The 24,958-nt window shown below is 51.9% G+C and carries 32 protein-coding genes; 2 read left to right on the forward strand and 30 right to left on the reverse strand.

Annotated elements, in window-relative coordinates:
* Position 1 precedes the first annotated feature (1 nt).
* From FE296_RS16195 to FE296_RS16300, 22 genes are all read right to left on the reverse strand, one after another.
* Positions 2–544 (reverse strand): phage tail domain-containing protein, encoded by a 543-nt coding sequence (locus FE296_RS16195; protein ID WP_150365649.1) that lies wholly within the window; start codon positions 542–544, stop codon positions 2–4.
* The gene (locus tag FE296_RS16200) at positions 541–4,815 is read right to left on the reverse strand and encodes a phage tail tape measure protein (protein WP_150365650.1); all 4,275 of its coding nucleotides are present in this window, start codon (positions 4,813–4,815) and stop codon (positions 541–543) included. The genes FE296_RS16195 and FE296_RS16200 overlap by 4 nt, the downstream gene beginning before the upstream one ends.
* Before the next feature lie 6 nt (positions 4,816–4,821).
* Entirely contained in the window at positions 4,822–5,028 is a 207-nt protein-coding gene (locus FE296_RS16205) for a hypothetical protein (protein ID WP_150365651.1), read from the reverse strand.
* A gap of 77 nt (positions 5,029–5,105) precedes the next feature.
* On the reverse strand, positions 5,106–5,501 hold the full coding sequence (locus FE296_RS16210) for a hypothetical protein (RefSeq protein WP_150365652.1): 396 nt from the start codon (positions 5,499–5,501) through the stop codon (positions 5,106–5,108).
* 66 nt (positions 5,502–5,567) lie between these two features.
* Positions 5,568–6,098: a hypothetical protein gene (locus FE296_RS16215; protein WP_150365653.1), complete on the reverse strand. Its 531-nt coding sequence runs from the start codon at positions 6,096–6,098 to the stop codon at positions 5,568–5,570.
* Positions 6,099–6,153: 55 nt separating this feature from the next.
* Entirely contained in the window at positions 6,154–6,528 is a 375-nt protein-coding gene (locus FE296_RS16220) for a minor capsid protein (RefSeq protein ID WP_150365654.1), read from the reverse strand.
* Positions 6,528–6,932 carry an HK97 gp10 family phage protein gene (locus tag FE296_RS16225; RefSeq protein WP_150365655.1) on the reverse strand — a complete coding sequence of 135 codons (405 nt, stop codon included), beginning with the start codon at positions 6,930–6,932 and terminating at the stop codon, positions 6,528–6,530. Before FE296_RS16225 ends, FE296_RS16220 begins: the two co-directional genes overlap by 1 nt.
* Positions 6,932–7,252 carry a hypothetical protein gene (locus FE296_RS16230; RefSeq protein WP_150365656.1) on the reverse strand — a complete coding sequence of 107 codons (321 nt, stop codon included), beginning with the start codon at positions 7,250–7,252 and terminating at the stop codon, positions 6,932–6,934. Before FE296_RS16230 ends, FE296_RS16225 begins: the two co-directional genes overlap by 1 nt.
* On the reverse strand, positions 7,252–7,638 hold the full coding sequence (locus tag FE296_RS16235) for a hypothetical protein (protein ID WP_150365657.1): 387 nt from the start codon (positions 7,636–7,638) through the stop codon (positions 7,252–7,254). Before FE296_RS16235 ends, FE296_RS16230 begins: the two co-directional genes overlap by 1 nt.
* Positions 7,639–7,653: 15 nt before the next feature.
* Entirely contained in the window at positions 7,654–7,893 is a 240-nt protein-coding gene (locus tag FE296_RS16240) for a hypothetical protein (protein ID WP_150365658.1), read from the reverse strand.
* Positions 7,894–7,953: 60 nt separating this feature from the next.
* Positions 7,954–9,045 (reverse strand): SU10 major capsid protein, encoded by a 1,092-nt coding sequence (locus FE296_RS16245; RefSeq protein ID WP_150365659.1) that lies wholly within the window; start codon positions 9,043–9,045, stop codon positions 7,954–7,956.
* A 66-nt stretch (positions 9,046–9,111) separates the two neighbouring features.
* Positions 9,112–9,801 carry a phage scaffolding protein gene (locus tag FE296_RS16250; RefSeq protein WP_150365660.1) on the reverse strand — a complete coding sequence of 230 codons (690 nt, stop codon included), beginning with the start codon at positions 9,799–9,801 and terminating at the stop codon, positions 9,112–9,114.
* Between the two features lie 78 nt (positions 9,802–9,879).
* Entirely contained in the window at positions 9,880–10,560 is a 681-nt protein-coding gene (locus FE296_RS16255) for a hypothetical protein (protein ID WP_150365661.1), read from the reverse strand.
* Positions 10,560–11,567, reverse strand: coding sequence for a glycoside hydrolase family protein (locus FE296_RS16260; RefSeq protein WP_150365662.1), 1,008 nt, complete (start codon positions 11,565–11,567; stop codon positions 10,560–10,562). The genes FE296_RS16255 and FE296_RS16260 overlap by 1 nt, the downstream gene beginning before the upstream one ends.
* A complete protein-coding gene (locus FE296_RS16265; RefSeq protein WP_150365663.1) occupies positions 11,567–11,821 on the reverse strand; it encodes a hypothetical protein in 255 nt (84 codons plus the stop codon). Before FE296_RS16265 ends, FE296_RS16260 begins: the two co-directional genes overlap by 1 nt.
* Entirely contained in the window at positions 11,822–12,664 is an 843-nt protein-coding gene (locus FE296_RS16270; RefSeq protein WP_150365664.1) for a phage minor capsid protein, read from the reverse strand.
* The gene (locus tag FE296_RS16275; RefSeq protein WP_223868906.1) at positions 12,664–13,905 is read right to left on the reverse strand and encodes a phage portal protein; all 1,242 of its coding nucleotides are present in this window, start codon (positions 13,903–13,905) and stop codon (positions 12,664–12,666) included. The genes FE296_RS16270 and FE296_RS16275 overlap by 1 nt, the downstream gene beginning before the upstream one ends.
* Positions 13,906–14,268: 363 nt before the next feature.
* Positions 14,269–15,876: a phage terminase large subunit gene (gene terL, locus FE296_RS16280; protein WP_223868907.1), complete on the reverse strand. Its 1,608-nt coding sequence runs from the start codon at positions 15,874–15,876 to the stop codon at positions 14,269–14,271.
* Positions 15,877–16,846: 970 nt separating this feature from the next.
* Positions 16,847–17,236 carry a phBC6A51 family helix-turn-helix protein gene (locus tag FE296_RS16285; protein WP_317889416.1) on the reverse strand — a complete coding sequence of 130 codons (390 nt, stop codon included), beginning with the start codon at positions 17,234–17,236 and terminating at the stop codon, positions 16,847–16,849.
* Positions 17,237–17,330: 94 nt separating this feature from the next.
* A complete protein-coding gene (locus FE296_RS16290; RefSeq protein ID WP_150365666.1) occupies positions 17,331–17,531 on the reverse strand; it encodes a hypothetical protein in 201 nt (66 codons plus the stop codon).
* A gap of 416 nt (positions 17,532–17,947) precedes the next feature.
* Positions 17,948–18,766, reverse strand: a complete 819-nt coding sequence (locus FE296_RS16295) for a hypothetical protein (protein WP_150365667.1) — start codon at positions 18,764–18,766, stop codon at positions 17,948–17,950.
* Positions 18,767–19,329: 563 nt separating this feature from the next.
* Entirely contained in the window at positions 19,330–19,536 is a 207-nt protein-coding gene (locus FE296_RS16300) for a hypothetical protein (RefSeq protein ID WP_150365668.1), read from the reverse strand.
* A gap of 50 nt (positions 19,537–19,586) precedes the next feature.
* Between FE296_RS16300 and FE296_RS16305 the strand changes: the two genes are divergently transcribed.
* Positions 19,587–19,958 (forward strand): hypothetical protein, encoded by a 372-nt coding sequence (locus FE296_RS16305; RefSeq protein ID WP_150365669.1) that lies wholly within the window; start codon positions 19,587–19,589, stop codon positions 19,956–19,958.
* Positions 19,959–19,994: 36 nt separating this feature from the next.
* Here the strand turns inward: FE296_RS16305 and FE296_RS33770 are convergent, their stop codons facing one another.
* Complete coding sequence (locus tag FE296_RS33770) at positions 19,995–20,126, reverse strand: hypothetical protein (RefSeq protein ID WP_263364219.1); 132 nt, start codon at positions 20,124–20,126, stop codon at positions 19,995–19,997.
* Positions 20,127–20,234: 108 nt separating this feature from the next.
* Here FE296_RS33770 and FE296_RS16310 point away from each other — a divergent pair, with 108 nt between their 5' ends.
* A complete protein-coding gene (locus FE296_RS16310) occupies positions 20,235–20,456 on the forward strand; it encodes a helix-turn-helix domain-containing protein (RefSeq protein ID WP_150365670.1) in 222 nt (73 codons plus the stop codon).
* Positions 20,457–20,470: 14 nt separating this feature from the next.
* Here the strand turns inward: FE296_RS16310 and FE296_RS16315 are convergent, their stop codons facing one another.
* The 7 genes from FE296_RS16315 to FE296_RS16340 all read right to left on the reverse strand — a co-directional run bounded on the left by FE296_RS16315 (position 20,471) and on the right by FE296_RS16340 (position 24,937).
* A complete protein-coding gene (locus tag FE296_RS16315) occupies positions 20,471–21,277 on the reverse strand; it encodes a hypothetical protein (RefSeq protein ID WP_150365671.1) in 807 nt (268 codons plus the stop codon).
* On the reverse strand, positions 21,277–21,675 hold the full coding sequence (locus FE296_RS16320) for a sigma factor-like helix-turn-helix DNA-binding protein (protein WP_223868908.1): 399 nt from the start codon (positions 21,673–21,675) through the stop codon (positions 21,277–21,279). Before FE296_RS16320 ends, FE296_RS16315 begins: the two co-directional genes overlap by 1 nt.
* 127 nt (positions 21,676–21,802) lie before the next feature.
* Positions 21,803–22,000, reverse strand: coding sequence for a hypothetical protein (locus FE296_RS16325; protein ID WP_150365673.1), 198 nt, complete (start codon positions 21,998–22,000; stop codon positions 21,803–21,805).
* Positions 22,000–23,004, reverse strand: a complete 1,005-nt coding sequence (locus FE296_RS16330) for a DNA cytosine methyltransferase (protein ID WP_150365674.1) — start codon at positions 23,002–23,004, stop codon at positions 22,000–22,002. Before FE296_RS16330 ends, FE296_RS16325 begins: the two co-directional genes overlap by 1 nt.
* Positions 22,985–23,161 (reverse strand): hypothetical protein, encoded by a 177-nt coding sequence (locus FE296_RS32800; RefSeq protein WP_190945285.1) that lies wholly within the window; start codon positions 23,159–23,161, stop codon positions 22,985–22,987. Before FE296_RS32800 ends, FE296_RS16330 begins: the two co-directional genes overlap by 20 nt.
* A complete protein-coding gene (locus tag FE296_RS16335; RefSeq protein WP_150365675.1) occupies positions 23,158–23,715 on the reverse strand; it encodes a nucleoside/nucleotide kinase family protein in 558 nt (185 codons plus the stop codon). The genes FE296_RS32800 and FE296_RS16335 overlap by 4 nt, the downstream gene beginning before the upstream one ends.
* Before the next feature lies 1 nt (position 23,716).
* On the reverse strand, positions 23,717–24,937 hold the full coding sequence (locus tag FE296_RS16340) for a hypothetical protein (protein ID WP_150365676.1): 1,221 nt from the start codon (positions 24,935–24,937) through the stop codon (positions 23,717–23,719).
* Between the last annotated feature and the right edge of the window lie 21 nt (positions 24,938–24,958).

Below are 24,958 nucleotides of genomic sequence, written 5' to 3' on the forward strand. Positions count from 1 at the left end.
CCTAAATTGTGTATTCGTTCGTAATTCGGAAACTCCGGATCGTTGTCGTGCCGGTATTCGTCAGCGTAATGATCGGTTGCGCGTTAACGTCTGCCGCAGAATCAACGGTTATTGTTTCGGGCGACTTTGTGATCTCAACTTCCGTAACTTTCTCCGCGCCAGTCGGCCACGGGTCGTTCATCTTAAGTTCAACGGTAAGCTCTCGCGATCCGGTAGCTCCGAGCGCAAGCGTCCCGTTATAAACCGCTCGATAATACTTGCCGGGCATATCCGCAAACTCTAACGTAATTTCGCCGCGTTTTGCGTTGAACATACGCGCTAATTGCGCCAGCGTCGCATGGAACTGAGTGCCGGGCGACGTAATAAATAGCGTCAGTCCGATCGTCCTCGCTCCGTAGGTGCTGCCGAAATCCAATTCGCCGTCCGTGTCTGCAAGCTTAACGGTATAGTCGTCAGACTCTGGCAAAACAGGAAGACGCCGCTCAAGAAGAGCAGCGCCTACAGACGATAGCCATACGTTATTCACTTTTACATCCGGTTTCATCGCGTTTTCACCCCTTGCGTTTGAAGACGTTGAGCTACGCGGGCGCGCTCGTTATACAGTGTCTCAGTGTCAGCGCGATCCGTAAGTGTGACGTCATTAACGGACATATCGATATGGTTGACGACTTGCGTAGGAGCCGCAGTTGTATCCGAAGGACCTGCCGCAATCATCCGGAAGAGGTTACCGATTTGCGCGTCATTCAAGATCATTTCGCCTGCGTGCGCGATTACCGGAACTGCAGAACCTGACGCGCCTTGAACAACGCCGCCTACTTTAAATTGCTGCAGCTTCCCGGTATCCTTGTCGATGCCGTAGAGCTTACGCAGCTCCTCATTACGGGCCGTCAACCGCGCCATCTCTGCGCTATCACCTTTCGACTTAGCCGCCGCCCACGCGTCTTTATTCGCGTTGTACTCCGTAAGGTCGGACGACGCTCCTACGCCAGAAGGACCGGCACTGAGCGTAGCCATCTTCGCGTTATACTCGGTGACGAACGAATCTAGCGACGTGAGTATAGTTGCGTTGGCCTCTGCGTTAGCGTTCTTGCGGAACTCGGAGATTGCCGATTCGATAAACTTAACGTCATCCGCATGATTCTCGAACGCGTCCTTCAAGTTATCGTATTGGCGCTGCGCCTCCGTTTTCTCATCGTCAAAGGCGGAGCTGCGTTCGTCCTTCGCGTCCTGTAGCGCCTGCTTCTGCGATTCGAGTTCGCGCTTGCGGAGTTCGCGGTCGTGTTCGAGTTCCATGCGTTCAACCTCTTTGATGAGGTCTTCGCGCTCCTGGATTCCTTCCGGACCAACTGCGGACGACAACAAGTCTATGCGCGCAAGCTTTTCCGCACGTTGCGTTTCCCAATCCGCGTCAGAGTTGTATTCCGCTTCTTTCGCAAGCAGACGATCGATCGCCGCAATCTTCTCGTCTACTTCCGCGATGTACGCCTTCTTACGCTCATCAATCGCAGCGAGGTCGGCCTTTAACGCGGCGTCAATATTCGTCTTCTCCGTTTTCAAGAGCTGATCCGCAATCTTCTCCGTTTCGCTGACGAGTTTCTTACGCAGATTATAAAGCTGATCCTCCGCCTTCTCGTAGTACTCCGAATCCTTTTTATGGCGATCTCTTACGCGCGTCCAGGCGTCAATCTTCATCTGCGTAATCTCGAGTTCCGATTTGCCGGCGGTTTCCATACGGCGTTCTTCCTTACCGATCCATTTCTCGGATGCGGAGTATGCGTCGGCTACCGCTTGCTCGTTTGCCTTAACGAGATCCTTGCGCGCTTTGTACAGCGCTTCGTCAACGTCTTTGTACTCGTCGGAGTCTTTCTTGTAGCGGTCACGTACGCGAGTGAGGGCGGAGATCTTCATTTCCGCGATTGCTACTTCGGACTTGCCGGAATCCTCCATGCGGCGCTCCTCTTTGTCGATCCACGTCATCGAGAAGTCATAGCGCGATTTAACACTATCCTCCTGCAGCCGCTTGAGCTGCAAATTGAGTGTACGCGCATCCTCAACCGTTTCCTTGAGGTGCTGCGCGTGAGCCTTCCGCAACTTCTCGTACGCCTTAATCTGCTGTTCCGCCGACCAATCGTACATCTCCGCTTGATAACGAATAGATGCGAGGTCTGCATTATAGGCTTTATCGCGTAGGTCTTGAGCGACTTCCGCAGCGGATTTTTCCTTCTTAGCCTTGCTCGATGCTGCCTTCTTGGATTTCGGGGTCTTCTCCTTGACCGCGGAGAATTTACCGGTCGGATTCGCTTTCGCGTAGGCTGATCCCGATTTAAGCGACTCTTTTGCACGTGCCACTTCCAGCGCGGCTTGTTGAGCCTTGACCTGCTGATCGTACAATCCGGATAGCTGCTCTTCCGCCCCTCCGCTCGCAAACGTCTCAAACGACTTGTTCACACTAAATCCACCGACAGCAGTTACGCTCTTTTTGAAAGGAGCGGACTGTACGCCTGCAACAGCGCTCATCGCTTTCGCAAGACTTTCGAGGTTACTTATCTGCGCCTCAATAGACGCTTTGTTCGCGTTAGCCATCGCCTGCAGGTTGTCGATATACGCGTTAGCCGCTGCCGCAGACTGATCGATAAACGACCGTTCCGCCGCGATATGATCCTCGATAACGTCGATGTTCTGGCCGCGGATTCGTCCGGATTCGTCCATCTTGGCGTTTAGGTCCGGATACTGTTTGCGGAGTGCTTCCGTTGTGTTGATTAGCTCTTGTTTCTGCGCATCATCCAACGTCTGAGCCGATGACAACGTTTTGAAACGCTCCAGTAACGCTTCCATCGATTCCACTTGACGGTACTTCGCGGCAATGTCCGCAATCTCCGCCTCTTTCATCGCAAGGAGTGCCGGCGTTGATTCGTTAATTGCGTCATTCATTTCGCCAAGCTTGCTAGTCGCGTCCTCGATTCCGTCATATCCCATCGTGCGAAGCTTATTGTCCATTTCCGACAGTTGATCGTTGATTTCCAGCATCTCCGTTAACAACGCAGGTGTTCCGAGCCCTTGTTCTTGTAGCGATTCGATTTCAGATAGCCGTTGTTGGAGGTTAGCGCGCTCATCGAGTGCTGTGTTCAAGTCTTCGGTCTTCTCCTGTAGCAGCTCAACGTCCTTAATCGTACGCTCCATCGGAGACTGGTTAAGCGTCTGGTTCAACGACTTTTGAGCCTCGTCATGTTTACGTGCCGCTTCTGCCGCGGAGTTATTACTGGATACTAGTGCCGAAATCCCCGCCGCAACAATTCCGAGTGTTACAGATATCGCGAGTAAGATAGGATTCGTGACAACCAAGGCTTTAAGAGCAACCGATAATGCTCGGATAGCCACAATCGCGCCCAAGATAAGCGGAGTTACCGTTGCAAATGTTACGATTGACGCCTGCATAGCGGGATTAAGGTTGTTGAATCCGAGGAGAAGCCCCGTCAACTCTTCCGCAACCTTACGCACGGCCGGCGCAAACATTTCACCTACCGTAATTCCGACGCCTTCAAGCGCGGACTGCATTTCGTCAATGGCGCCTTTTAGCGTATCCATTTGGATCTCCGCGATCTCTTGCGCCGTACCTCCCGCGTTTAGTAGCGAGTTCGTGAACGAATCAAACGAAGCCTGCCCGTTATTGATCAGCGTTAATAGGCCCGAAGTTGACTCGACGCCCGCGATCATACCGGCCGCCTGTACTTGTTGCGCTTCGGTCAAATTCGCAAATGAGCGTTCCAACTGTCCGATTATGTTGCCGAGTGGGAGGAGGTTACCGGCCGCATCTGCTACGGTTATTCCGAGCTGTTCCATTGCGTATTGCGCCTGTTTCGGCGGCTTAACTAAACGAAGCAAGATCATACGTAGCTGCGTACCGGCCATTTCGCCCTGAATACCGGCGTTTGACAGAATGCCGACCGCTGCCGCTGTCTCTTCGATAGATGTGCTCAAGGATGCCGCGACAGGTGCGACGTATTTCATCGCGTATCCAAGTTGCTCAATATTCGTATTAGAGCTCGTCATCGCTTTTGCCATAACGTCAACTACGCGGCCCGTTTCGCCAGCTTCGAGTTGAAACCCCGTTAATATGTTCGATGCGATATCCGCAGTCCTTGCGATTTCCATCTGGCCCGCCGCTGCGAGGTTCAATACGCCAGGCATCGCGCTCATAATTTGTTCCGTCTTAAATCCGGCCATAGCGAGAAATCCCTGAGCATCCGCCGCTTGTGACGCGGTAAATACCGTTGTCTCACCGAGTTCTAGCGCCTGGTTACGTAAGTTTGCGAACTCATCCGCAGTTGCTCCGGAAATCGCCTTTACCTTCGCCATCGACTGTTCGAACGTAGCCGCCGTCTGTACCGCTTTTGTTATTACTCCAGCCATCGCAACGGATAGCGCGGCATACGCAACGCCGAGCGCTTTGACTTCGCCACTTACGCGGTTAGTTGAGTTTGCGTTCTTCTCTAATTCCTGCGTAACCTTGTCGATCTCCGCGCTACTTGCTCCGAGCCGCTTCATTTCCTCACGTACGGCTTCGAGTTGCTTGCGTAGTAATTCCGGATTGGCTTTCCGCAGGCTTGCGTTAATCTTCTCGATCTGTTTTGACGACGCGCCGACTTCGGACAAGCGAGAGTTTAGCGCCCCAAACGATGCGGACGCGGCCTTTCCGGAGTCACCGAGCTCGCGCGCCTTCGACTTCGCCTTATCAATCGCTTGGTTATATCCGTTGACATCTGCGGTAATAACCGCGCGTATTCCTCCGACATCTACTGTAGTAATCGTTATCACCTCTCGTTAATGGCCGCGCAATTGTCTCCGCATCGCCTCGAATCCTGATTCGTCAAATTCCGCCTTACTTGCGCCATTCATGCCGGCGCGCTCCCGCAAACCTCCGACCAGCTTCTTCATGTCATCGCCTGTCGCATGCTGAACGGATAAGGATGTAAGCCAATCCTCCGCTTCGACTTTGCGTTTAGCTTCCAGCGCGGTAAATAAGTCCATGACGAAATAGCCCGATTCGAACTCGACCTGCGTTTTGCCGAGACGAACCGCGCACTCTATGAAAAACTCGTCTATCGTTACTCGGCGTTCACTGCGTCCGGAGTCGGTATGCCGCTCAAGCCCGCCAGACTCAGGACGCCCCGTCCGTTTTTTAACAGATCACCGAAATTGTTAGCCTTTGCTACCGCGCCATAGAACGCAACTAGTTCGTCAATTGACGCGTTTTGTTCGATGTACTCCTCGTCAATGCCCGTCAGGACGGCCGTCACGCGCACGATATCGTCAAAGGATTCGCGGATAGCTGCAACGAAATAAGCCGCCTTGTCTCCGGGAGCAGCGGTCATTACACTCACGATGAGTTGCGGTACTGCGTGGATGCTATCGAAAAGGTCGCGCCACTGTGCAATCGTGATCTTGCGCGGCGTTACCGTCTTACCGCCGATCTTGTATTTGTTCGCGCCAATTAGTCGCAATATTATCGCCTCCGTTAATTTTAAAAAGACGACTCCGAAGAGCCGTCCCGTATATTTGTCGCGGTATTAAGGTGTGGCTGTAATAGAGCTGTCTCCCAGAATCGCGACTACTCCGTCTTCGTCTGGAGTTGAGCGGAGCGTAACGTTTGTGATCCGCTCATTATCGTTATCGTACGCGTAAGACAGGTCCGTCTCAGAGTACGCAAGCGGCATCGTCACCCAGTAATTCGGGTCATTACGCTTAGCCAGCGGCTTGATTACGGCTTTCTTCGCGGTATCGATCAAGTTCATGCCGACGCCGGTCATGATTTCGATCTTGGAATCCGTACCATCCGTTACTACTGCCGCGCCCGTCATGATCTTCGGAATAACGGACAACTCGTACTCCGCGAACGGAATCGTTACGCTGACATTACGTCCAGTAATCCGCTTGCCGACTACGGTCTCGCCCGTTTGGTCCGTCAGTTGATCACGGTACGTTGTCTCAGTCGTGAAAGATACGCCGCCGATCGTAGTTTCAAACGTAATCATGTCTACGCCGGTACCGTACTCAACGATTGCAGGACCGAGTTCAATCTTCGAAAAATCTTGTGCCATTTATACGTCCTCCTCGATTTTGGACAACGCAAAAAGGCCGCCCACTAGGACCGCCTTAGATTGTTGTCAATGTGAAATTAAGTGAAAACATCGTGCGCTCATTCGTGTCTTTGCCTAGATAGATAGGAGATGACTGATTGGCGCGGCATTTAACTATGCGAATAGCTCCGAAGTTAAATTCGCTCTTACTCGCCAGATCATCGAATATCGCGTCTGCTATTTGCGTAGCCTTAGCCGGTGACTTGGCGCGCACTAATACCTGAAACGCCGGCCTTCGTTTACTCGTCCATTCGCTTGGTTCATATCCGCCGCTCATACGCACGTAGGCGCAGTCGTCCGGATTGCCTGCTGCAAACTCGTTAGCTACGTAGGTAAATGGCACCGATACGCGCAAATATGAGGTAATGTCCGGTATCCCAAGGGTCGCCATTACTTCGCCAGCCCCTTCCGTATCGCGTCCGCAATCAGGCGCTGATATAGCGACGCGTTTTGCGTTAACGGATCTTCGAGGTACTTCGGCTTCGTTCCGGGCGTAGTCGGATTCTGATAACCGCTCATTTCGTGAACAATCAACGCATAGTTAACGCGTCCTCCTCCAGTGCCTTTCTCGACTGCGGAAAAGTAAACCTCCCCGCGTACACCGGTCGCATTCGCAGTAACCCGTTTACCTGACGTTTCCCTCAGCGTACCTTTATCTAGCGGTGCCTCATCGCGCGACTCCGCAAGCAGCGCGTCTGTTGCATCGTGCATCCCAAGGACAGCCGCCGCCTGTACGTTTGCTTTCGAAAAGTCCATCGCCTTAAAAAATCCGTCCATATCGAACTCGATCGACATTACACGTTCACCTCCGTCAATATCGGCTTACCGTTGATCCACCGCTTTACGCTTATCGATATGGGTGTGTACGTTATCGTCCGCATATTTTCGTCTGTGTACGTGAGTCTGTCCGAGATACTAATGCGTGGCAGCCTATCGAAGAGGAACGAGCCTATGCTAGCAACTTCCTCTCCGCGCAGGTTACGAACAAGATTGACGCCTTCGGAAAAGCGGCATTTCATTGCGTAATCGTCTCCGTAGATAGGCTCGTTGTAATCCGGATCATTACCGAGAAAGGGCGACACAATAACGGTTTGTTTGAGTTGAATAAACCCCATTACAACGTCACCCACTTCGCGGTTTTACGGCCGATCTTAACGCCGTTCTCCGCGCCAATAATATCGAGAGCTGCGTCAGGTATCCACGCTTCCTCTCCGTTCTTTGACCAGTCCTTAAACGTAAAGTTAGCGACACCGGTTACTCCGAATGACGCTACACCTTGTTGCTGCAGGCGGTTCGTATCGTTAAATGCCGTTGCGAGTGCGTTAGCAAATTCGTATACGGCTGCGTCAGGTATCGTATACTTCGGATATTTGTTCGTTAGCACGAAGGAAGCGCGCGTAACAATTCGTTGTTTTTTCGCGTCTTCTGCTTCCGCCCAATCTTCAATATCGATGCAATTCGCGTTGATATACTCATTTGCGTCGTCTACCGTAATTGCCATCCGTTACACCTCCGTTTATTTTGCGGAGGACGCAGCGTTAGCTTTGCGCTTAGCCGGAGCTTTAGCGGGTTTGTCTTCCGCATCCACTTCGTCTACTTGCGCAGGTTCCTCCGTATCTGGTTCAGCGTCAGATAAGCGGTTAAGTACCGTCACTTCTTCCGCAGTCTTTGCTTCGTATGCGCCACCGGAAAACTTGCGCTCTACGCCGTTAACGTAAAACGCGAGTTCCAGATAGCGCGATTTATACTTTGCCATCGTAAAACCTCCGTATTTAACGGGAGCTCCCGAAAGAACTCCCGGTTATTTGCGGTCGGCTTACGCCAAACCTTTGATGCGTGCGTGTGCTTGTTCTTGGTGCAATTCGAACGTGTACTCTCCGACGATCATACCTTGGTAGTAGTCGCCTTTTTTGCCGAGGTACTCGTGTTGGAAGTCACGGCCGTTCAGGTTACGGATGCTCGCGCGGTTTTTATCGACGATGAATACTTCGTTGGCCGCGAGGTTGTCGTTAATGGACACCGGGAACTCACCGAAGTCGGTAGTCAGTTGTGATACAACGGTACCGCGACGTTTGTCCGCTTGGTCGATGCGGATCTTATCGTCTCCGAACGAGGAAACTACGCGTTTTTGTTTCGCAGGAACGACGATTTCGTACATGCCGCCTGTTGCGAATCCACCTTTCGTATAAATCGCTTGCAGGCTATCGTTGACCATGTCCAGACTCAGCGCCGCACCTGCCGCGTCCTTAACGTTGGTATTGATCAAGCTACGTAGACCGGCCATTTGGCGAACGTTTCCGTTCTCATACTTGATACCGTTGATCAGCGCTTTTTCCAGTTGCAACGCGAGTTCCAACTGTTTCTTCGATTGCTCGTACGTGTACATGTCGGAAATACCGTAGTTAGCGACTGCTGCGGCTGTACCTGTGATCTCCACAGTATCCGTAAAGATTTGCGTCAGGTTCGACTTGCGCTCTCTACGCTTGAATCGCGCGTCGATTGCGTCGCGACCTTCTACGGATTCCGTGAACTGGAACTCGATTACGTCGCCAGTTACTCCGGCTGCTGCGGTAGTACCTGCGTATCCGCGCGTTACAGTCAACGTTTTAGTACCCGTGTTGATCGCGGTAACTTTCAGCAGCTCATCGCCGAGTTTTACTACGTCGTTAACGCGGAAAGGCTCTACGGACGCGACAACGACTGCTGTTGCGCTGTTTGCAATGTCCGCTGTGATTGTGGACTCCGTCGAGAACATTGCGTCCTCATACCAGTTGTGTTCAACCTGGCTAACGGCACCGGCGAATCCGAGCATTGCCAACATTGGCGTTTGGTGTGGGTTGAGTAGCAAAATCTCTTCTGTTACGGATTCCGGTTTACCGATCAGGTCTACGTTAAAAATCTTAGTCATTGTTTAGTTCCTCCGTTTATGTGGGTTTTTGAGTAAACAAAAAGGCTGCCCAGTTTTGGACAGCCCTTAGCTCAGTTCTCTTTTTAATTGTGTAAACTTAGCGATTACTTCTGGTGTTGGATTCTCGCTGGCCTTTGCTTTGGCTTCCGCCAGGATCTGCTCTTTTGTCTTCAAAGGTTTTGCTTCGCCTCCGGACGGCGCTCCGATTGTTAACGGTTCGACCGGTGCCTGTTCGACCATGTACGGATTATCTTCGATCAGCGCCTTAACCGCGTCCTGTAGCCCTTTTACGTTGCCGTCACCGTCTACTTCTACCGCGGATAGATCGACGAGTTTCAGCGCAGATTTAACGGCTTCCGGACGAAGTTTAAGCTCGCGGGCAACATCCCGGAACTCCGCTTTGATAAGGCGCTGGTTAGCGGCTGACATCGCGTCTTCCTTCGCTTTCTCGGCTTCTGCTGCGCGTTCTAACGCTTGAGTCCGTTCAGCTTCGGCTCTCTCTGTTGCGGACATCTCCGCTTTTTGCCGTTCTTCCTCCGCGCTCTTTAACTTGGCGAGCTCGGCCTTCAAATCGTCGTAGTCTCCGTACTTCTTGCGTTCTCTCGCAAGGCGCTCCGTCACTGTCCGGTCCATATCCTCCTGCGTAAATGTCTTCGGTGGCTGCGGATCAGCCTGCGGGTCTTGCGGAGTTGGTTCCGGATTCGGGTCTTCATCTGCGAAAAGTTGCAAGTTCATCGGATACTTAACGTTTGTCATATTGTTTCCTCCCGCGTTTTAGCGCCGCGTAGCGCATAGTATCCGTCAGTTTAGCGACTTATCGTAGGTCGTGTTGCGTTAATTGCTCCATAAATCGATCTTGACTTGCGATGCGACCAACGTCTTAGCTGCGGCAGCGCTTGTAGTGAGCCGCGCAATACACTGTAAGTCCCCGTCGGTAAACGAGTCGGTTACGTCCGCAAGGGCTCCGACCTGGTCGTCATTTTGTACGTAGACATAAACGCGCCTACCGGTTGACGTTGCGTACTGCTGTCCGGTAAAGAGGCGGACCGTCAAATTCTTGCGGTTCTGTCCTTCGTCTCCCGCCGTGTTAACCGTGAAAAATACCATCTTCGTAGGGTAATCAGTATAGGTCCCGTCCGCTTTGTATGCGCGGATAATGCCACTCGGCTGATTGACGTTGTGGAAAAACGTTATCCCCGCCTTGCTGTCCGCGCTCTTAATACCTATCTGCGCCGATATCTGGATGTTCCCGTTAAACTGCAGACCTTCGATTGTGTACGCAATTTCAGTAAACTGCGTACTATTGAACACTGCCGTCGATTTTAACTCTACGGAACTGCCTGCGGTTGCGGCCGTCGTCAGGCGAAGTAGCCCACGACCTGGTGGCGGCTCAAATGCCGGAGTTCCTACGGTTGTCAGCCACGCCGGCAGCGTGCCGTCTAAAAAGTCAGCGCAGAGTTGTTTGTGTATCTTACCGCTCGGTATCTCTTTACCGTCTAGTCCGCGATGTAACATTACGCCACCTCCGTATGAACAAGTCCGACATTGTTGTCCGTGTTGTAGTAGACGTAGATGTTTCCGTCCAATACGGATACCATCATCGATTGCATATTCGTCGTCTCCCACGGTAAAGTCGGAAATGGAACGAGATCTATCGGACGGTGAAGGAGCTGCCGCAAATCAGGACTTATGCGTGCAATGGCCGGACGGGCTACGGTTGTGACTCCGCCAGAAGCATACGCGGACATCATTCCGATCCACCACATTTGTCCGCGATACATGAAGAGTCCGGCGTTAGAGCGTGAGAAATTCTCACCGTAGGATAGCGTTGCGTCATTACCGCCGAGCATAGCGCGAGGATCAGAGTACCAAAACTTTCCGTCGTTTGAGTACGATATCGCTTTACGGCCATAATCTCCGCCGCCCATAACGCTGTATCCGACCCACTTTTCCGCGAACTTGAATACGGCAAAGTAACCGGTGTGTCCGTCTCCTGGGTAGCCATCCGGTTTGTCGAGTACGATTCCTATCCGCGTCCACGTCAACATATCGGGAGAGGTCGCAAGTAGCGTAGACTGGTTGATTCCTGCTCCTGATTGCTGATAGTACATATAAAACAGCCGTTCTTTTTCGTTGTAAATTACGAACGGTGTCTCGGTCGAATCTCCCACAACGGTATCAACGTAAATCTCACCGTAGTTCTTGAACGGACCTTTCGGATCGTCTGCGTAAGCAAGTCCGATACCGCCCCGCGCATTATGGTTAGTAGAGAACGTCGCGTAGTACTTGCCGAGTGCATTCGGGATCAGTCCGTCGACTTTAATTACGCGGAACCAATATATACTTGGCTTCCCGGACATCGCCGCAGTAAATATCGGTTGTCCGTTCAGCTTCGTAAACTTCGGCGCGTACGACTCAACTTGCGCACCAAATCCGTATGGCGCTACGCCATCATTCGCTCTCTTAGCGGTGAGGGCCGCCTTTCTTGCGCTATTCCTTGCGATCGTGTCACGTCCGGCCATTAGCCGACACCTCCCGGAATAACGCGAACATAACCTCGGTAGGCTGAATTTCCGCTAATAGAAAGCGTTGTGAACGGATCAACGCGCTCATCCAATGCGTCCCCGCCTTTTACTACTGTTACAAACTTTCCGGCTGTCACGGTAATGTCCGCTGTCCCATCGTTAAAGACAACGATGTAATTTGCGGTGTTCTTGATTGGTACGTTCGCCGTCCCCGTTCCTGAAAACGGGTCTCTTGCGATTGGGTCCGCCATCTAAATTCCTCCTCCGATATTTTCCGGATTGCGGACCGGAGTCAGTACGTGACGGCAACGTGGGTGAAATATTTCGCGACGAGGTAGGAAGCCTACGTAAGGATACTCTCCGGGAGCATCCGGTATTAACTTAACGATGCGTCCTTCCCATTGAGCACACGCATCGTTCGCGCCATGGCTTGATATCCTGGCGTAATATGCTTCGCGTCCGATCGCTTCGTTTATCGTTGCGTCTCGGTGCGCGGAATTCAGTTTAGTTCGCGTCACGGTATCGACGTATACTTCCGGCTTCCAGCGCCGTCCAGCCGCGTCAATAATGCCGGTGTCTGTCGCACTGCCTAGAGTCTTACGGATGCCTGCGAGCGTGTCCGCATTAATCGTACGGCGCCCGTTAATGCCTGACGCCATATTAGCGCGAAAAGATTCCGCAGTTGCTTGGCGGACGGCTTGACGAACTCGGCGGTCGATGTTTTGGGTTACCGCAAGTAAATCCGCCTGAGTATCCGCAATCGCCGACGCAACAAGTTCACGATTGATTCGATTAAACTTAACGATTTTCTCCGCCTCGACTACCGTCTTAGCAACGCCGAGTTCAACGATTGCCCGCGTTACTCCGTCTATTGCTGCCTTCGGAATGTGCTCCGCAACCCAGGCGGCCGACTCCGCGTTTAGTTCACGCAAAATAACCGCAACCTCAGCGAGGGCGGCCTTTGCGTTTGCGCGTGATATATCGGATATGTCTAAGCGTGATAGCTCCGTTGCGATGGCGAGGATTCCGCGTTTGTATGCGTCGACGAGGCGGGCGATGTCGCGGTCGTAATTCGGATCTGGTAGGATCGCCATTATACGGTGACCTCGTTAAATATTTCGCTATCGACCGTTCCGTTTACGCGTTTCTCATCGTCGTCAATACGGCGTATCGTTTCCTCCGCCTCTGCGTCGGTTACTCCGTCGAGGTCTTTGATTGCGTCTGTTACGGACCATGTCGGTTTGTTACCTGTACGGATGCCTGCGACCTCAGCCGCTTCTTTCTCGTTGCGCGGTATTCCATCGCGCCACCCTATCGTCGGGTAAACTTCATCGTACTTTTCGAACGTTGGAACGCCTTTATTCGCGATATTTTCAAGTAGCATCGCTTTCCAAAGTGCGTTTCTAACCGCGCGATCTACATGAGTGCGGATACGTTCGACTTTCTTGAGTATCGGCATGAAACGAGCTTTAATCGCCGCACCGTCAGTGTGAGACGTGCCTGTTCCGCCGCTATCGGAAGTGATTGTCGTCCCGAATAACCATTGCGGAGTCTCTGCCATTTGGTAGATAAGTCCGAGAAGGAGCTCAAGCTCTTTAAACGCGCCGTCTAGTTGCGAGTTCCATGTCATGTAGCCCGGCGTGACGTCGTCTTTCTCAAGCGGAATGTACTTGCCACCAAACCGTACAGATCGGTCGTCCTCTTCGTCGATGTCCGGACCAAAAGCGGTCGGATCGGAATGCTTCCAGAGAATATAATCGATCTGCACGAGGCGGTCGTTAATCGCGGCCAGCTTACTTTCCATTTTCTCAACTGTCGAGATACCGGCCCAGTGGTCATCCGTTGTCTTATGCGGAATATGATCGATGTTCAAGTGTGGCGTTCCGGTCTTCATGATGTTTACTTCGCGTCCTGTCTCGACCTTCTCTCCGACGATATATAGCGGAATTGGGACTCCTTCTGACGTATCGACTCCGTTCGGAATGAGCTTGTAACGTTCGAATACGATGTAACCGGGAATGTGTCTTTCAACGTTCAGAAAAGGCGCTTCGTTCAGCGTAACTTTACCGCGAATATACGACATAATGCTCCGGGTCTGCTCAATCTCCCACTCTACCCACGCAACGTTAACCGCCTTAAACCGTTTCTTTGATCCGCGCGCTAATTCCGGAAATACAATCGACGGGTCAACCGTTTCGATGATCGGTTCCTTCTTCGTAGGCGGACGTTCGAGTTCGAGCTGATCCGTTTCCGTAAAGTCGTCGCGGTAGTCATACCGGACTTTCACGAACGAGTCTCCGCGATAACCGCCACCAACCGTAGTCTCGTGAATCATTTGATTTAAGTCGTTTTCCTCTACGATCGAGTTTAACCGTGATTGCTCGGTCGAATCCGGCCCCTTTCCGCTGTTGTACGTAGGTTTTTCGCCGACTAATAGGTCCGCGGGCTTCGTTACGAGTACGTCCACGATATTCACCGCGATAAACAACGTCTTAAGTTGCGGTGCGTGTGGCGTATCTTTCAATAAAGCGGATGCTCTATCGTATATTTCAGCGTGTCTGCCTTCGAATATCTTACGTCCGCGTTCGTACTTAGCTAAGCGTCGTATCTCCGTTTGTGGCGGATATTGAGCGCCTGGGTAAAACAGCTTCGTTTCCTTCACCGTATAAAATTCGGTCAATTTGCGTCCTCCTCTCCGTTACATTCCGCGTGGTTTATTGCGGACTTTCTTGCGTCCTGATTTCGATATGCTGATCGCCATTTCCGCCGCATCCGGTAAATCGTCATGGCTACCGGTTCCGTAATACTCGAATTGTTCTAGTAACAGCGCGTGCCTCTTCGAAAACTGTATCGCGCCGCCTTCGATATCCGGCAGCATCGCCTCAATCCGAAGCTCTTTACGCGACCGCTGATGTATCTCCTTAACGCGAGTTCCCGCCGGATATCCCGCAGCTCTCAGCGCCTCTTTTAGCTTCTGTACGAAAAATTCCTGCGCTGCTTGTGCCTCAGCCGCGATTCCAACCGGCTGAAACCGCACGACCTTTTCGACGATTACGCGAATAAACTCGTCAGGCTTAACGCGTTCCCCGTAAGCATCGATAACGTACTTCGTGCCGGTCTTCTTGTGCCGCGCGATCGTAACAATAGCGGAATAGTCTCCACGCTGTTTACCCATCGCAAAGTCAACGCCGGTGTAGACGTCTGATTCTCGCAGGATCGCGTCAAGCTCCGTCTTTCCGTCCCAATACGTAAATGACTCCGGGTTAAACACCATCGATTCCTCGTCAACCGGATTGTTTTGATACTCCGTGTTAAACGCCTTCGATCCGTTGTCCCATTTGAATTTCATCAAGCGCCATATCGGTTGTGCTTCCGGCCACAGTACGCTGACTCCGCGCTCCATTTCCTCGCGATTCGCTTCGTAAAGTTCGACCGCATCCTTTGCGCGTTCTTCCTTCGGCCTGTCCGGATCTTTATAGACGAGCCGACACGCTTCCCACAAGTCCATCCGTTCAGGCCAATCGATAACTGCGCGATATATACGGCTTTTAAAGTCTGCGCGATTATAAAGCACGTCGACGAGGAGAGCTTCGTGGTGGACCGTTGTTCCCATGTAAACGAATGCCGTCCGTTTACCTTTCGGATCTCCGAGCGGTACGACCGTTTGAGCGAACCAGTCCCGCAGCTTCTTACGCAAGTCCGGCGTTGATGCGTTACCGCCTGGCCGCGCATCCTCTAAGTCGTCACATACGATCAAGTCCGGACGCACGCCGTTCCAGTTACGTCCACGGAGCGCCTGGCCCGTTGATGCCGCTTCAACCTTCGTAAGTAGCTTCTTAGTACCGTCTTCGCGCGGCTCCCATGCGATAAACTCCGAGCTGTTGTCCTTCGGATTCTCCTGCTGCTTCGGACTCAACAACGGACCGAAGTCTGCGCGCAGTTTAACGTTGCTTTTAAGCTGCATCGCGATCCAATCGAGGTTGCCGGAGCTGACCGTTGGCGTATCCGAAATAATGATCTCGTACTTACGCTTCCTGTACGCAATCTCCCGCAAAGGGAAGCCCTTGGATAAATACGTTGATTTCGCGTGAGAACGGGGCGCCGCCACCGCGACCTTATCGTTTGTCGTAACGTTGGAGACATCGTCCATTATCACGGCAATTTCACGGTGAAATACAGGCGCTAAGTCCGCGTCCGTAATATCGAAGCCGTCCCAGTTTCCGTCGTTGCCGGGATTCCGCGCTTCCGAGAAGTACTCTAGCGCAAATTCGATCAGATCCGTTTCGCATCGGTGAATCCGTTCCAACCGCTCATACTCCGCAAGCTGAGCGTCAATGTCCGCCGCGTCATCCGCTGAAAGTTCGGCGATATCTACGCCTTCGAGAACGTCTAATAGCGCGGACAGCTCGTTAAGCTTCGTCGCGCGCTCGTCTCGTCCGATCCATTTTCCGTTAGTCCATGCGATAGATACCGCCTCCTTTCATAATTACGTTGATTTAGCGTGAAATTAGCGTGTTTAGGCGCTGACCCCAACGGATACACTCCGTACGGGTGAAACGCGCTATTTGTACGGTGATTCTACGTGAATACTACGTACAGTAACCACGCAATCAGTCCGATAGGCACCGTGACGACTACGATAGCTCCCGTAATCAGCATAAACGCGATAAATCTCCAGACGTCTTTATCCGTTCCCATCCACGAGCACCTCCGTAAAGTCCAAAGTTCAAATTTGATACGCGGATTTTAAATGTACCTGACCGGCCGTCCAGCGCAGGCCCCCTTGGGGGTCACGCAAGCACCGCCGCCCCTCTCCGAAATCCATCCGCCTCGCCCCGTTTATTCATCCGTACTGCATAATCGTAACGATCCCGTTTAATCACGGATATGCACGGACATGTGCACAAAATCCCGTATACGGTGCAATAGTCCGCTCCGCAAACCCGCGCCCCGCCTACGTTTATTTCCGCTGCATAAACGCACCTTATACATCGCATATACATTTCCAGTTATTAACGCGTGCAACCCGCATTCCTACGCGGATTATGCCCGTTAGTAGCTGGAAGGTTATGCGCCTATTTCCCGGAGCCTATCGCGCCTATTATACGGGCAATATACAGCGAAAAATAAGCGCTATGTATAAACCTTTGTGCTTTACCGTGATGAAGCGAAAAGTTTCGGGGAGGCTGCGTGGAATGAGCGGCTTGTAGGTTATTCGGACCTATCCGAAAGCATCCGAAGTCCCTCCGCGCATCTTCCTTCATATAGTGCCCCACCTACTCCGCCATTTCGGATCTCACCTTCGCGGCCTCTATCCGTGCCTTCAACGCAGCCAGATCCGTTCCTTCGCCATCCTTCGTTTCCACTTCGATCTTGTCCGTCAACATACCGCTGATCTGTAGCGCTAGCTTCGCCATTGCCGCATTGCCATCCCGTATAGCTATCGTGGATAACGAGTCGACTAACTCCGGTAACTTAGCGCTGTTCTCACGCACAATAGCACGCTTAAACTCCGCTTCGAACGTCGCATCCTTACGCCAGTTCTCCAGTGTGCGCGCTGTTACTCCGCATATAGAAGCGATCTCCTCATACGTCTTACCGCCCTTACGCGGCTTAGCGAGCCATTCAATCGCGATGAACTGTTCAGACGTTAATTGCTTTGCCATAATTACGTCAGGCTCCTTCCGTGTATTTAACGCTAATAACGCGCCATCCCACGCTCAGGCAAGGCGTAAGATAGACGCGCTATTTGTACGTTGTTTAATCGATATTTACCGTGATAAACGCAGGACCTACGATTGTAAATTCACGCGGCTTATCGCTTTGCATTTCGATATGACCTCCGAATTGGCCCGCAACAGTAACGCGAATATCCGGACCTACATAGAGCGGATCAACGCTTACTCTACGTAACAGTTCCGCTTGTAAATCACGCTTACTTACCGTTGATAAATCGACCATATACGCTCACTCTCCGTTCGCTTAACGTAATTTAATCCGCGTAGTTAGATGTTTGACTACATGAGGGACTTCGAAGAGTACGCTTCATGCTTCTTACAGACAAAGGTTTGAGATTAAAGAATGCTGCGGCTTCGCCTTGCCCATCGCCTAGCGGCTCTGGAACATATATTTGATTACGCGTTATTCCTTATTCACAAGGACATGTTTTAAGTCCGAAGTGTCGGGCCGCTCTTGCCCGAATGTCTGTATTGTCTCGCATATCTAACTGCGCGTTAAATCCGTTATCTAAAGACTAAGAATAAATTTGACCCCATAAAACGCGCAAACCCTTGCGGCAGTAAGGCGGAGGCCACTTTTTTCGTGTTCGCGTTTTTACCGATAGATGCCCGTTTTTGTTCGCGTTTTTACCGATAGATTCACGCTGAGCGCTTCGCAAAGTTGTTTCGGATAGAGAACATCTCACGGAGTGTAGCGTCTGGTTGTCCGGATTTACGGTAGAATACGAACGGGTTAATCTTGTAATAACGCGCATTCCCGTAACTCACTTCGGCAAATACGTATTGATCGCCGAATCGCAAGTTACGCAACTTCGTATATACCGATTTCTCTGTAACACGCGTCAACTGTGCGATATCTTCTTTCGTAAGCGGCAGCGTATTCTCAACGTCACGCTCGTAAGGATTTGCGCAGATCGTATTCGTTTCGAGGTGCACGTGCGGAAGCAACTTATACACGAAGCCGAGATCCTTCGCGTTAACTTCCGTATACAACTCCTTCACCTTCGCAACGAACGTCTTGATTACCGCAGTGTTATCCGTTTTACCCTGGAAGTGATAGCGCGGATTAAGGCGGTATTTATCGCCGTCCTCCTCAATCACGCCAGCCTCCGTTGTCTCCCGCAGGAAGTGGTGCAGCGTAGTTCGGCCGATCTTGAGTGTACGCATCATGTCCTCGCGGCTCATAGCGGATTTGTCCGGATTCTCAAGGATCGCGTCGTAATTAACGAAGCATTGCAAATAAAGAAGGTACCCGCAGTGTTTATCGGATACCCTCTCGATTACTTCGTCAATATTGCGCATCTGAGTCACGGTAAACTCCGCTGTGCGCCCGCTCTGTTTCTTTGCGTAAGACTCTCGTTGTGCGGCGCTGGTAACACGGTCACCGTCCGCAAGTACCGCTGTTCGATCGTATATTTCGCCCGTTTCCGGGTCCATTAAGCGTTTATATTCGGCCAATCTTATCGTCTCCTTAACGTTGGATTAACGTAAGGGCGTGCGGAATATACCCGCATCGTTCGTTCCCCAAACGGGATGAGCCGCTCAGTGGCGGCCCCTATCTTCTAAGTCCGCAGAATGCGTAAAAAACAACCTCCCAAGAAGGATTTTCCGCCAATTTGACGAATTTATTTTCGTATGAAAACGCTAATTACAGACCGCCGCCCTCGCACAAGTCCGCGTTACTATTTACGAACCCGGCGCACATACGATCGCAGATTACGGAGGTACAGTCGAAAAGTATACGCCAGATTACGTTAAGATCGCCGGCACGTATTTCAGGCGCGATATCTTCGTATTTAAGGCGCAGCAGGCACGAAAAAGACCGGATTAGCTCCGGTCCCACCTTCGTATCAATCGCAATATCCTCCGCCATTTCCGCGCCAATCCCGTCTGCCTAGCGATCTTCCGCACATCAACGCGCTTTTTCATCCGACACCGCCGCTTTAACCTCACGCCACTCGCCGCCTGCTACCCGTATATAGCTCCGCCCACCTATACGTTTGCCTGCCGCAAACATCCGCTTATTCATACGCAAGTACCTCCTTGCGCGCATCGTTTAAGTTACGTAATTTCGCTATCTTTTGGTCGGTTGTATAGTCCGCTTGATTCACGATAGAGTCAACGATACCGATGAATGTCGCGGAGATTAGCGAAATGCGCTCTCTTTCGCTGGGATCGAACGCATAAACGTGTTGTAATAAGATTGACGCGTACATTTCTTTGCTCATCTTCCGCCCACCTCCCGAAAGTATTCGTTAACCTGGCGATCAAGTAACGTATGGCCGCGGATGATCCAGCGAGTCTCACCGGTGTAAGCGGCCGGCGTTGTCATGCGGGCGATTGCGAAGGTGCGCGGCGGGAATCCGAATTTAGCGAAAGGCTTAACGCAGATAACGCGCTTAGTCGGCGTATTAGCGTTGCCTGTGCCGGCGCATCCGTAGCATACGTAGGTTTCGTTGTAGCGGCCGGTTCCGTTGCATCGTTCGCAGCGTACGTAGGCTACTTCCGCCGACTGTTCCGAATTGATAGCGTCAGAGCTACGATGGATATCACCAATCCGACTACTCCGATGATCGTTATTACCGTTGTCATATCGATTACCTCCCATATATGTTTAACATGCGCGGTTCATTGTGGTATATTGGAGTGAGAAGGCGCTGTGTTAGCCGCCCTCTTTTGGAATCCCTTAACGCTTGCGCCGTTTACGCTTGTTTCGGGTTCCATTCTTCTTGCTCTTAGCAGTACTTCGTAAGTTGACGATAGCCGTCGTCATGTTTACGGTTGCCGTTAGGAGCAAGACCCACTCTAAAACCTGCATGTTGTTCACCTCCTTATATACTAATTATACACTAGTGTATATTCAATAGTCAATAGTTTGACTAAAATTAAATAATAGTTATAATTGAGGAGAACGGAGGTGTCACGTATGTTAAAAGTAACGCCACGCCTCGACGAACTACGCAAAGCCGCCGGCATGACACAGGTAGAACTCGCAGAAAAGGCCGGGATACCGCAGGCCGCAATATCACGTTTTGACCGCGCGTCACAAGGTTCATACGCTAATATTATCGCAATAGCCCGCGCGTTGAACGTTCCGGTCGAGGCGCTATTCCATATCGAAGAAACCGACGAAAGCGCCCCGGAATGAGGCGCTTCTTTTCGTTATGCGGCCGTTAATAGCTCGGCAACTTCTTCCGCTTCCTCACGCACTATCTCCGTTTCATTCATCGCGCCCATCTCGGTAGCCCAACGCTTGCCAATGCCGACGCAATTAACGAAGGGCTCCGTAAGTTCGCCGCCATTTTCGTAGAGATTATACGTAACTACTTTACCAGGCGCGATGTCGCGTAAGTATTGGATCGCACGTTTCCTATTCCGTATCTTAGCGGACGAGTCCACGTGTAACAGCTCGCTCATTGAACGAGTCCTGCGAATGGGTCTTCGGTAATCCTTTCCGTCAGTAGCCAGGTGTACGCCTGTTTTAGAGTGCATCTCCGCCGTCCCACCATCTCCTTCAACATTAAGACCGGTCTCCCCGCCCATATTGGTATCCTCGGTTCCTCTCCTCCCTTCTCTTCTGCGCGCCATCATTGTATCAGAGAATATCGGGTACTCATTATGCTCACATTTATAAGGGTCTTCGTCTACAAGCTCTTCGTGGAGGACGATGTTAGTTAGCCGATCCATTAGCTTCATATCAGTTGGTACTGCAGCAGGACGCTCTCCTTTAGCGCCCGCAGCGAACCACTCATCGACAATCCGTTGATTAAACTCACCATGACTGCCGTAGTATTCTTTTTGAATAGCAGCAACCAGTAGCATCCGCGTCTCCCGATCCCGCAAGTCATGCGTAATCCCTCCGTACTCGAACGGAATTTGCGGACAACCCGCAGCTTTGAACCTTGCGCGTAGTATAAACTCCATAGCCTCCGTTGCCTGTACCGTATCCTCGCGATATGTTGTTGTCATTAAACCGCCTCCTCTTCGTTATCTTCGATTTCTCCGTCAAACTCAACGCTAACCTCTCCGTACTCCCAACGCTTATAAACCGCCGCCATCTTCTCCGCCGCGTCATCGATCAACTTGGCGACTCCCTGCTGCGTAATTCCCATCTGACGCGCTGCTTCCGCTTGTGTAACGTCAATTCCGTATACAAACGCAATCGCTTCCGTCTGGCGATCTGTCAAGGCAGCGCTGTTAATTGCGCTATGCAAATCAACGAGGATACAGACCGCGTCATAATCGCCGCGAAAGCGAGCCGAGCTAATCCGGTGGCGATCGCGTAATAACGCCTTAACTCCGGCCGCGTCGTTTAGCGAGTATCTAACGTTGTAGCTGCGCGAACCCTTTTCTATGTCAATCTTCACATGACCGATGGTAATCCGCTCCCTTTTAACGATGAGAAGGCGCAGGCCGAGCGGATGATCTCACGTTAACAAGACACCGCCCGAGCCTGCCGCTCCTCTATCGTGAATTTTTTGAACACTTACGTTTTCATACGTATGACCGCGTAATCCCCAACTCGTTCTCTACGTACTGTACCTCGCAAAATCCGTCGTGTGTCTTCGCACCGCTTGCGTAAGATGTAACCGGATGACTGCGCTCAATCGGCTCGCCGCAATATACGCAGTAACCGACGATATCCACACGTTCATCTGGCGGCTGGAAACGGTCAAGGCTCACGTTCATCATCACGCAGCCTCCGGCAAGGATCGCGCCAAGGCTGCGTTAAGTTGCTCCGCAAGCGCGACTCCGATCAGGTAAGAGACGCGCGATGCGACTCCGTTGCCAACGATGCGGTATTGCGCGGATAGCGAGATTGTTTCCGGAAGCACGTACGAGTCAGGTACGGACTGGATGCGGAGGCATTCGCGGACGGTGAAACGGCGCGGCTGTAATTGCGTAGTAATCTCCGATTCAAATAACGCATCCAAAGGATTTGAAAATCGAGTTGTAACTGCTGAGCATGGTTTGTTCATTTTCTTGACCGGATGTTTTTTGATAAAAGAAGCATATCCGCCATTGTTGTAACGGCTTTGCACATGAGTAGTTAAGGGAAGACCTGGGTCCGGCAAATCTCCGATCACGTCACGCAATACCTGCGTACGATAATCCTCCGGTCTCGGCTCCGGAAACTTGAACGTAATTCCGATATCTCTACGCACACCTACGATAAACACGCGCTCTCTTTTCTGTGCAACTCCGTAATCCCATGCGTTGATTAAGCGCCAGGACACGTTATATCCGATCTCCGCGAACTTTTCGATAAGCGCGTCAAATGTCGGGCGGTGCTTCTTCGTAATCAAACCCTTCACGTTTTCGAATACGAAGGCTTTCGGCTGCTTCCGTTCGATAATATCGAGGTACGTCCATACGAGTTTACCTCGTTCGCCCTCTTCGCCGGCTCCTGATCCTGCAACGCTATAGTCCTGGCATGGCGGTCCTCCTGCGAATATGTCCGCGTCAGGTATCTTCGCCTGAATCTCGTCGCTCGTAATGTCGCCGCAGACTACGTAATCTCCGAGGTTGTGTGCGTAAGCTTCTGCCGCGCGTTTATCGAAGTCATTTGCGAATGTGATATCGTAGCCGGCCGCCTTGAGTCCAACGGCCATCAGACCGCCGCCACAAAAGAACTCGGCGACCGTAAGGCCATTCGGCGGTAATTGCGGAGTAACGTTATAATTTCGGATGGTCATCGTCTCCTCTCGTTTCTTCCGTATCCTTCCGCTTCTGCAGCGGAGTCCGATCGTCGTATTCGCGTCCTTCTAACGCGTCGATCCGCCCATTTACGTAGCCGGCCTCGTAGCCTTTTCGCCACTCTTCCGCGATGTTAAGCGTCGTTTTCGTACTCATGCGGCATCACTTCCGGATAACTGGCGTACTATCTCGTCAATCTGCGCATAAAGCTCCGGCAGGCCCGCATCGTTAACGACCGTAAAGTCCGCCGCGTAATCGTCGAGCGCCGTCTCCGTGCCGTGCGTAAGGTCGCGCAGGTTAAATCGGTCGCCTGACGTGATGGCGCGTTGGATGCGGAGGGCTTCCGGTGCTTCGACGCGGATGAGAACGTAGCCTTCCGATTTCAACCGTTCAGCCTCGTTTAACTGACGCGTGTCTGTAATAACTGCGCGGATGTCCGCATTATGACGCGCTAACTCAATCCCTTCGAGACATTCGTTGATCCAAACGTCTTCTCCGTAGTATTCGCGCATGAGCTGTCCGTGCATTTGGTAGCCGACGCGTGGTTTAGGTTCGCGTGGAATCTCGCGGTAACGGCGGTGGAAGTCGCGCTTAAGCTCGTCGCCGAATGCGAACGCGGTGTAGCCGTATTTTGACGCGAGGTAATCTCCCGCGGCCGACTTCCCTGAACGAAGCTTTCCGATCAATCCGATGTTAGGCAGCGCGCCCATATTACGCCACCTCCTTCCGTGGCTCTGCGCTGTCTGACTCGCGGCTGTCGTCGATAATAGATGCGTCGCATGAAATAGCCGTTGAGAGATACGTAAATTTACGCGTATCTAGATTAGTGAACGGAAAATCAGCGACTACGGCAGCGACACGCGCTGTATTACTTGCGCCATATTTAACGATATCCCCAACGCGTACTTCCGTAGGTTGCGGCGCGCTAACGTACTCTTCCGGAATCTCCAAGCCGAGCGCACGTCTTAACGCTACCACTTTACCGATCCACACGTTGAATACGTCGCCTGGCGCACATTTTGCGAAGCCTAACGCGCGTTTCTTTCGATTGCCGTACGCTTCAAATCCGAGAACAACGACCGTACGTTTACCCCGGTTAACTACGAACTCTTCGATAACAACGGTGTTAAACGGACCTCCACGTCTATGAGCGAATCCGTCTTCGTCGATAAGGCGTGACACGTCATCCTTCGCACGCTTAACGATGTCATCACGGATTTCTTGCGGAGACTTAATCGTGCATTTTGTAAACGAAGGATGTGACGCTGGCTTATCGGCTCTCCGCGGAGTAGGCTTAGCGTTGGCAACTTCGAGCAGGGACACACGTCTTTCGAGCGAAGCCACTCGCGTCGTTAAAGCCGCGATAATCTCGGCCGCTTGTTCAGGCGCGGGCTTGGCGGAGAGAGGTTCGGGTTGTTGTGCGGATTCTGCGCTTTCTACCGGTTCAAGTACGCGGTATTCACTTCGATAAACGAACACCCACGTTTCGTCCGTATATACGCCGTCTTTATAGTTCCCAAGCCGATTGACCGTCATAATATTACCGTTCCGATACGCGTCTGTAGCGGTCTTTGCGTCAATGATAATAACGCGCTCGCCCACCGTGGCTTTCCGATCGACCATGCGGAAGCGGGCGCCGTTGATGCGAATGATGTCCGATGGTTCGAGCGTTACGTACGAAGTGTGGTCCGTGTTAAGGAACCCGTCACTGTCGTGTGTTAGCGTCGTGTCGATAGAACCGTCATCGAACTGGTCATTGCGCGTACACTTTCCGATCGAATCTACGACAGCCGGACCATAATCCTCAGCAACCGTGGTCACCTTAACGTACTCACCAACGTCTGCCCACCGCTTAACCTCGCGATACTCACGCTCAACGACGCGTCCTGCACCGCTGAGGTTTTCGTCTTTCAATACGGTAATATTCGTCATATACAAATCCGCTCCCTTATC

Origin of the sequence: Paenibacillus sp. UASWS1643 (genome assembly GCF_008693195.1) — a bacterium.
Taxonomy (GTDB): domain Bacteria; phylum Bacillota; class Bacilli; order Paenibacillales; family Paenibacillaceae; genus Paenibacillus; species Paenibacillus amylolyticus_B.

What these genes read in the sequence shown, in the direction of transcription:
- FE296_RS16195 (WP_150365649.1), bottom strand. Translation starts at nt 544, where the DNA reads ATGAAACCGGATGTAAAAGTGAATAACGTATGGCTATCGTCTGTAGGC.
- FE296_RS16205 (WP_150365651.1), bottom strand. Translation starts at nt 5,028, where the DNA reads ATGGACTTATTTACCGCGCTGGAAGCTAAACGCAAAGTCGAAGCGGAG.
- FE296_RS16215 (WP_150365653.1), bottom strand. Translation starts at nt 6,098, where the DNA reads ATGGCACAAGATTTTTCGAAGATTGAACTCGGTCCTGCAATCGTTGAG.
- FE296_RS16220 (WP_150365654.1), bottom strand. Translation starts at nt 6,528, where the DNA reads ATGGCGACCCTTGGGATACCGGACATTACCTCATATTTGCGCGTATCG.
- FE296_RS16225 (WP_150365655.1), bottom strand. Translation starts at nt 6,932, where the DNA reads ATGTCGATCGAGTTCGATATGGACGGATTTTTTAAGGCGATGGACTTT.
- FE296_RS16230 (WP_150365656.1), bottom strand. Translation starts at nt 7,252, where the DNA reads ATGGGGTTTATTCAACTCAAACAAACCGTTATTGTGTCGCCCTTTCTC.
- FE296_RS16235 (WP_150365657.1), bottom strand. Translation starts at nt 7,638, where the DNA reads ATGGCAATTACGGTAGACGACGCAAATGAGTATATCAACGCGAATTGC.
- FE296_RS16240 (WP_150365658.1), bottom strand. Translation starts at nt 7,893, where the DNA reads ATGGCAAAGTATAAATCGCGCTATCTGGAACTCGCGTTTTACGTTAAC.
- FE296_RS16245 (WP_150365659.1), bottom strand. Translation starts at nt 9,045, where the DNA reads ATGACTAAGATTTTTAACGTAGACCTGATCGGTAAACCGGAATCCGTA.
- FE296_RS16250 (WP_150365660.1), bottom strand. Translation starts at nt 9,801, where the DNA reads ATGACAAACGTTAAGTATCCGATGAACTTGCAACTTTTCGCAGATGAA.
- FE296_RS16255 (WP_150365661.1), bottom strand. Translation starts at nt 10,560, where the DNA reads ATGTTACATCGCGGACTAGACGGTAAAGAGATACCGAGCGGTAAGATA.
- FE296_RS16260 (WP_150365662.1), bottom strand. Translation starts at nt 11,567, where the DNA reads ATGGCCGGACGTGACACGATCGCAAGGAATAGCGCAAGAAAGGCGGCC.
- FE296_RS16265 (WP_150365663.1), bottom strand. Translation starts at nt 11,821, where the DNA reads ATGGCGGACCCAATCGCAAGAGACCCGTTTTCAGGAACGGGGACGGCG.
- FE296_RS16270 (WP_150365664.1), bottom strand. Translation starts at nt 12,664, where the DNA reads ATGGCGATCCTACCAGATCCGAATTACGACCGCGACATCGCCCGCCTC.
- FE296_RS16275 (WP_223868906.1), bottom strand. Translation starts at nt 13,905, where the DNA reads ATGATTCACGAGACTACGGTTGGTGGCGGTTATCGCGGAGACTCGTTC.
- FE296_RS16285 (WP_317889416.1), bottom strand. Translation starts at nt 17,236, where the DNA reads ATGGCAAAGCAATTAACGTCTGAACAGTTCATCGCGATTGAATGGCTC.
- FE296_RS16290 (WP_150365666.1), bottom strand. Translation starts at nt 17,531, where the DNA reads ATGGTCGATTTATCAACGGTAAGTAAGCGTGATTTACAAGCGGAACTG.
- FE296_RS16300 (WP_150365668.1), bottom strand. Translation starts at nt 19,536, where the DNA reads ATGAGCAAAGAAATGTACGCGTCAATCTTATTACAACACGTTTATGCG.
- FE296_RS16305 (WP_150365669.1), top strand. Translation starts at nt 19,587, where the DNA reads ATGGCCGCGGATGATCCAGCGAGTCTCACCGGTGTAAGCGGCCGGCGT.
- FE296_RS33770 (WP_263364219.1), bottom strand. Translation starts at nt 20,126, where the DNA reads ATGCAGGTTTTAGAGTGGGTCTTGCTCCTAACGGCAACCGTAAACATG.
- FE296_RS16310 (WP_150365670.1), top strand. Translation starts at nt 20,235, where the DNA reads ATGTTAAAAGTAACGCCACGCCTCGACGAACTACGCAAAGCCGCCGGC.
- FE296_RS16315 (WP_150365671.1), bottom strand. Translation starts at nt 21,277, where the DNA reads ATGACAACAACATATCGCGAGGATACGGTACAGGCAACGGAGGCTATG.
- FE296_RS16325 (WP_150365673.1), bottom strand. Translation starts at nt 22,000, where the DNA reads ATGATGAACGTGAGCCTTGACCGTTTCCAGCCGCCAGATGAACGTGTG.
- FE296_RS16330 (WP_150365674.1), bottom strand. Translation starts at nt 23,004, where the DNA reads ATGACCATCCGAAATTATAACGTTACTCCGCAATTACCGCCGAATGGC.
- FE296_RS32800 (WP_190945285.1), bottom strand. Translation starts at nt 23,161, where the DNA reads ATGAGTACGAAAACGACGCTTAACATCGCGGAAGAGTGGCGAAAAGGC.
- FE296_RS16335 (WP_150365675.1), bottom strand. Translation starts at nt 23,715, where the DNA reads ATGGGCGCGCTGCCTAACATCGGATTGATCGGAAAGCTTCGTTCAGGG.
- FE296_RS16340 (WP_150365676.1), bottom strand. Translation starts at nt 24,937, where the DNA reads ATGACGAATATTACCGTATTGAAAGACGAAAACCTCAGCGGTGCAGGA.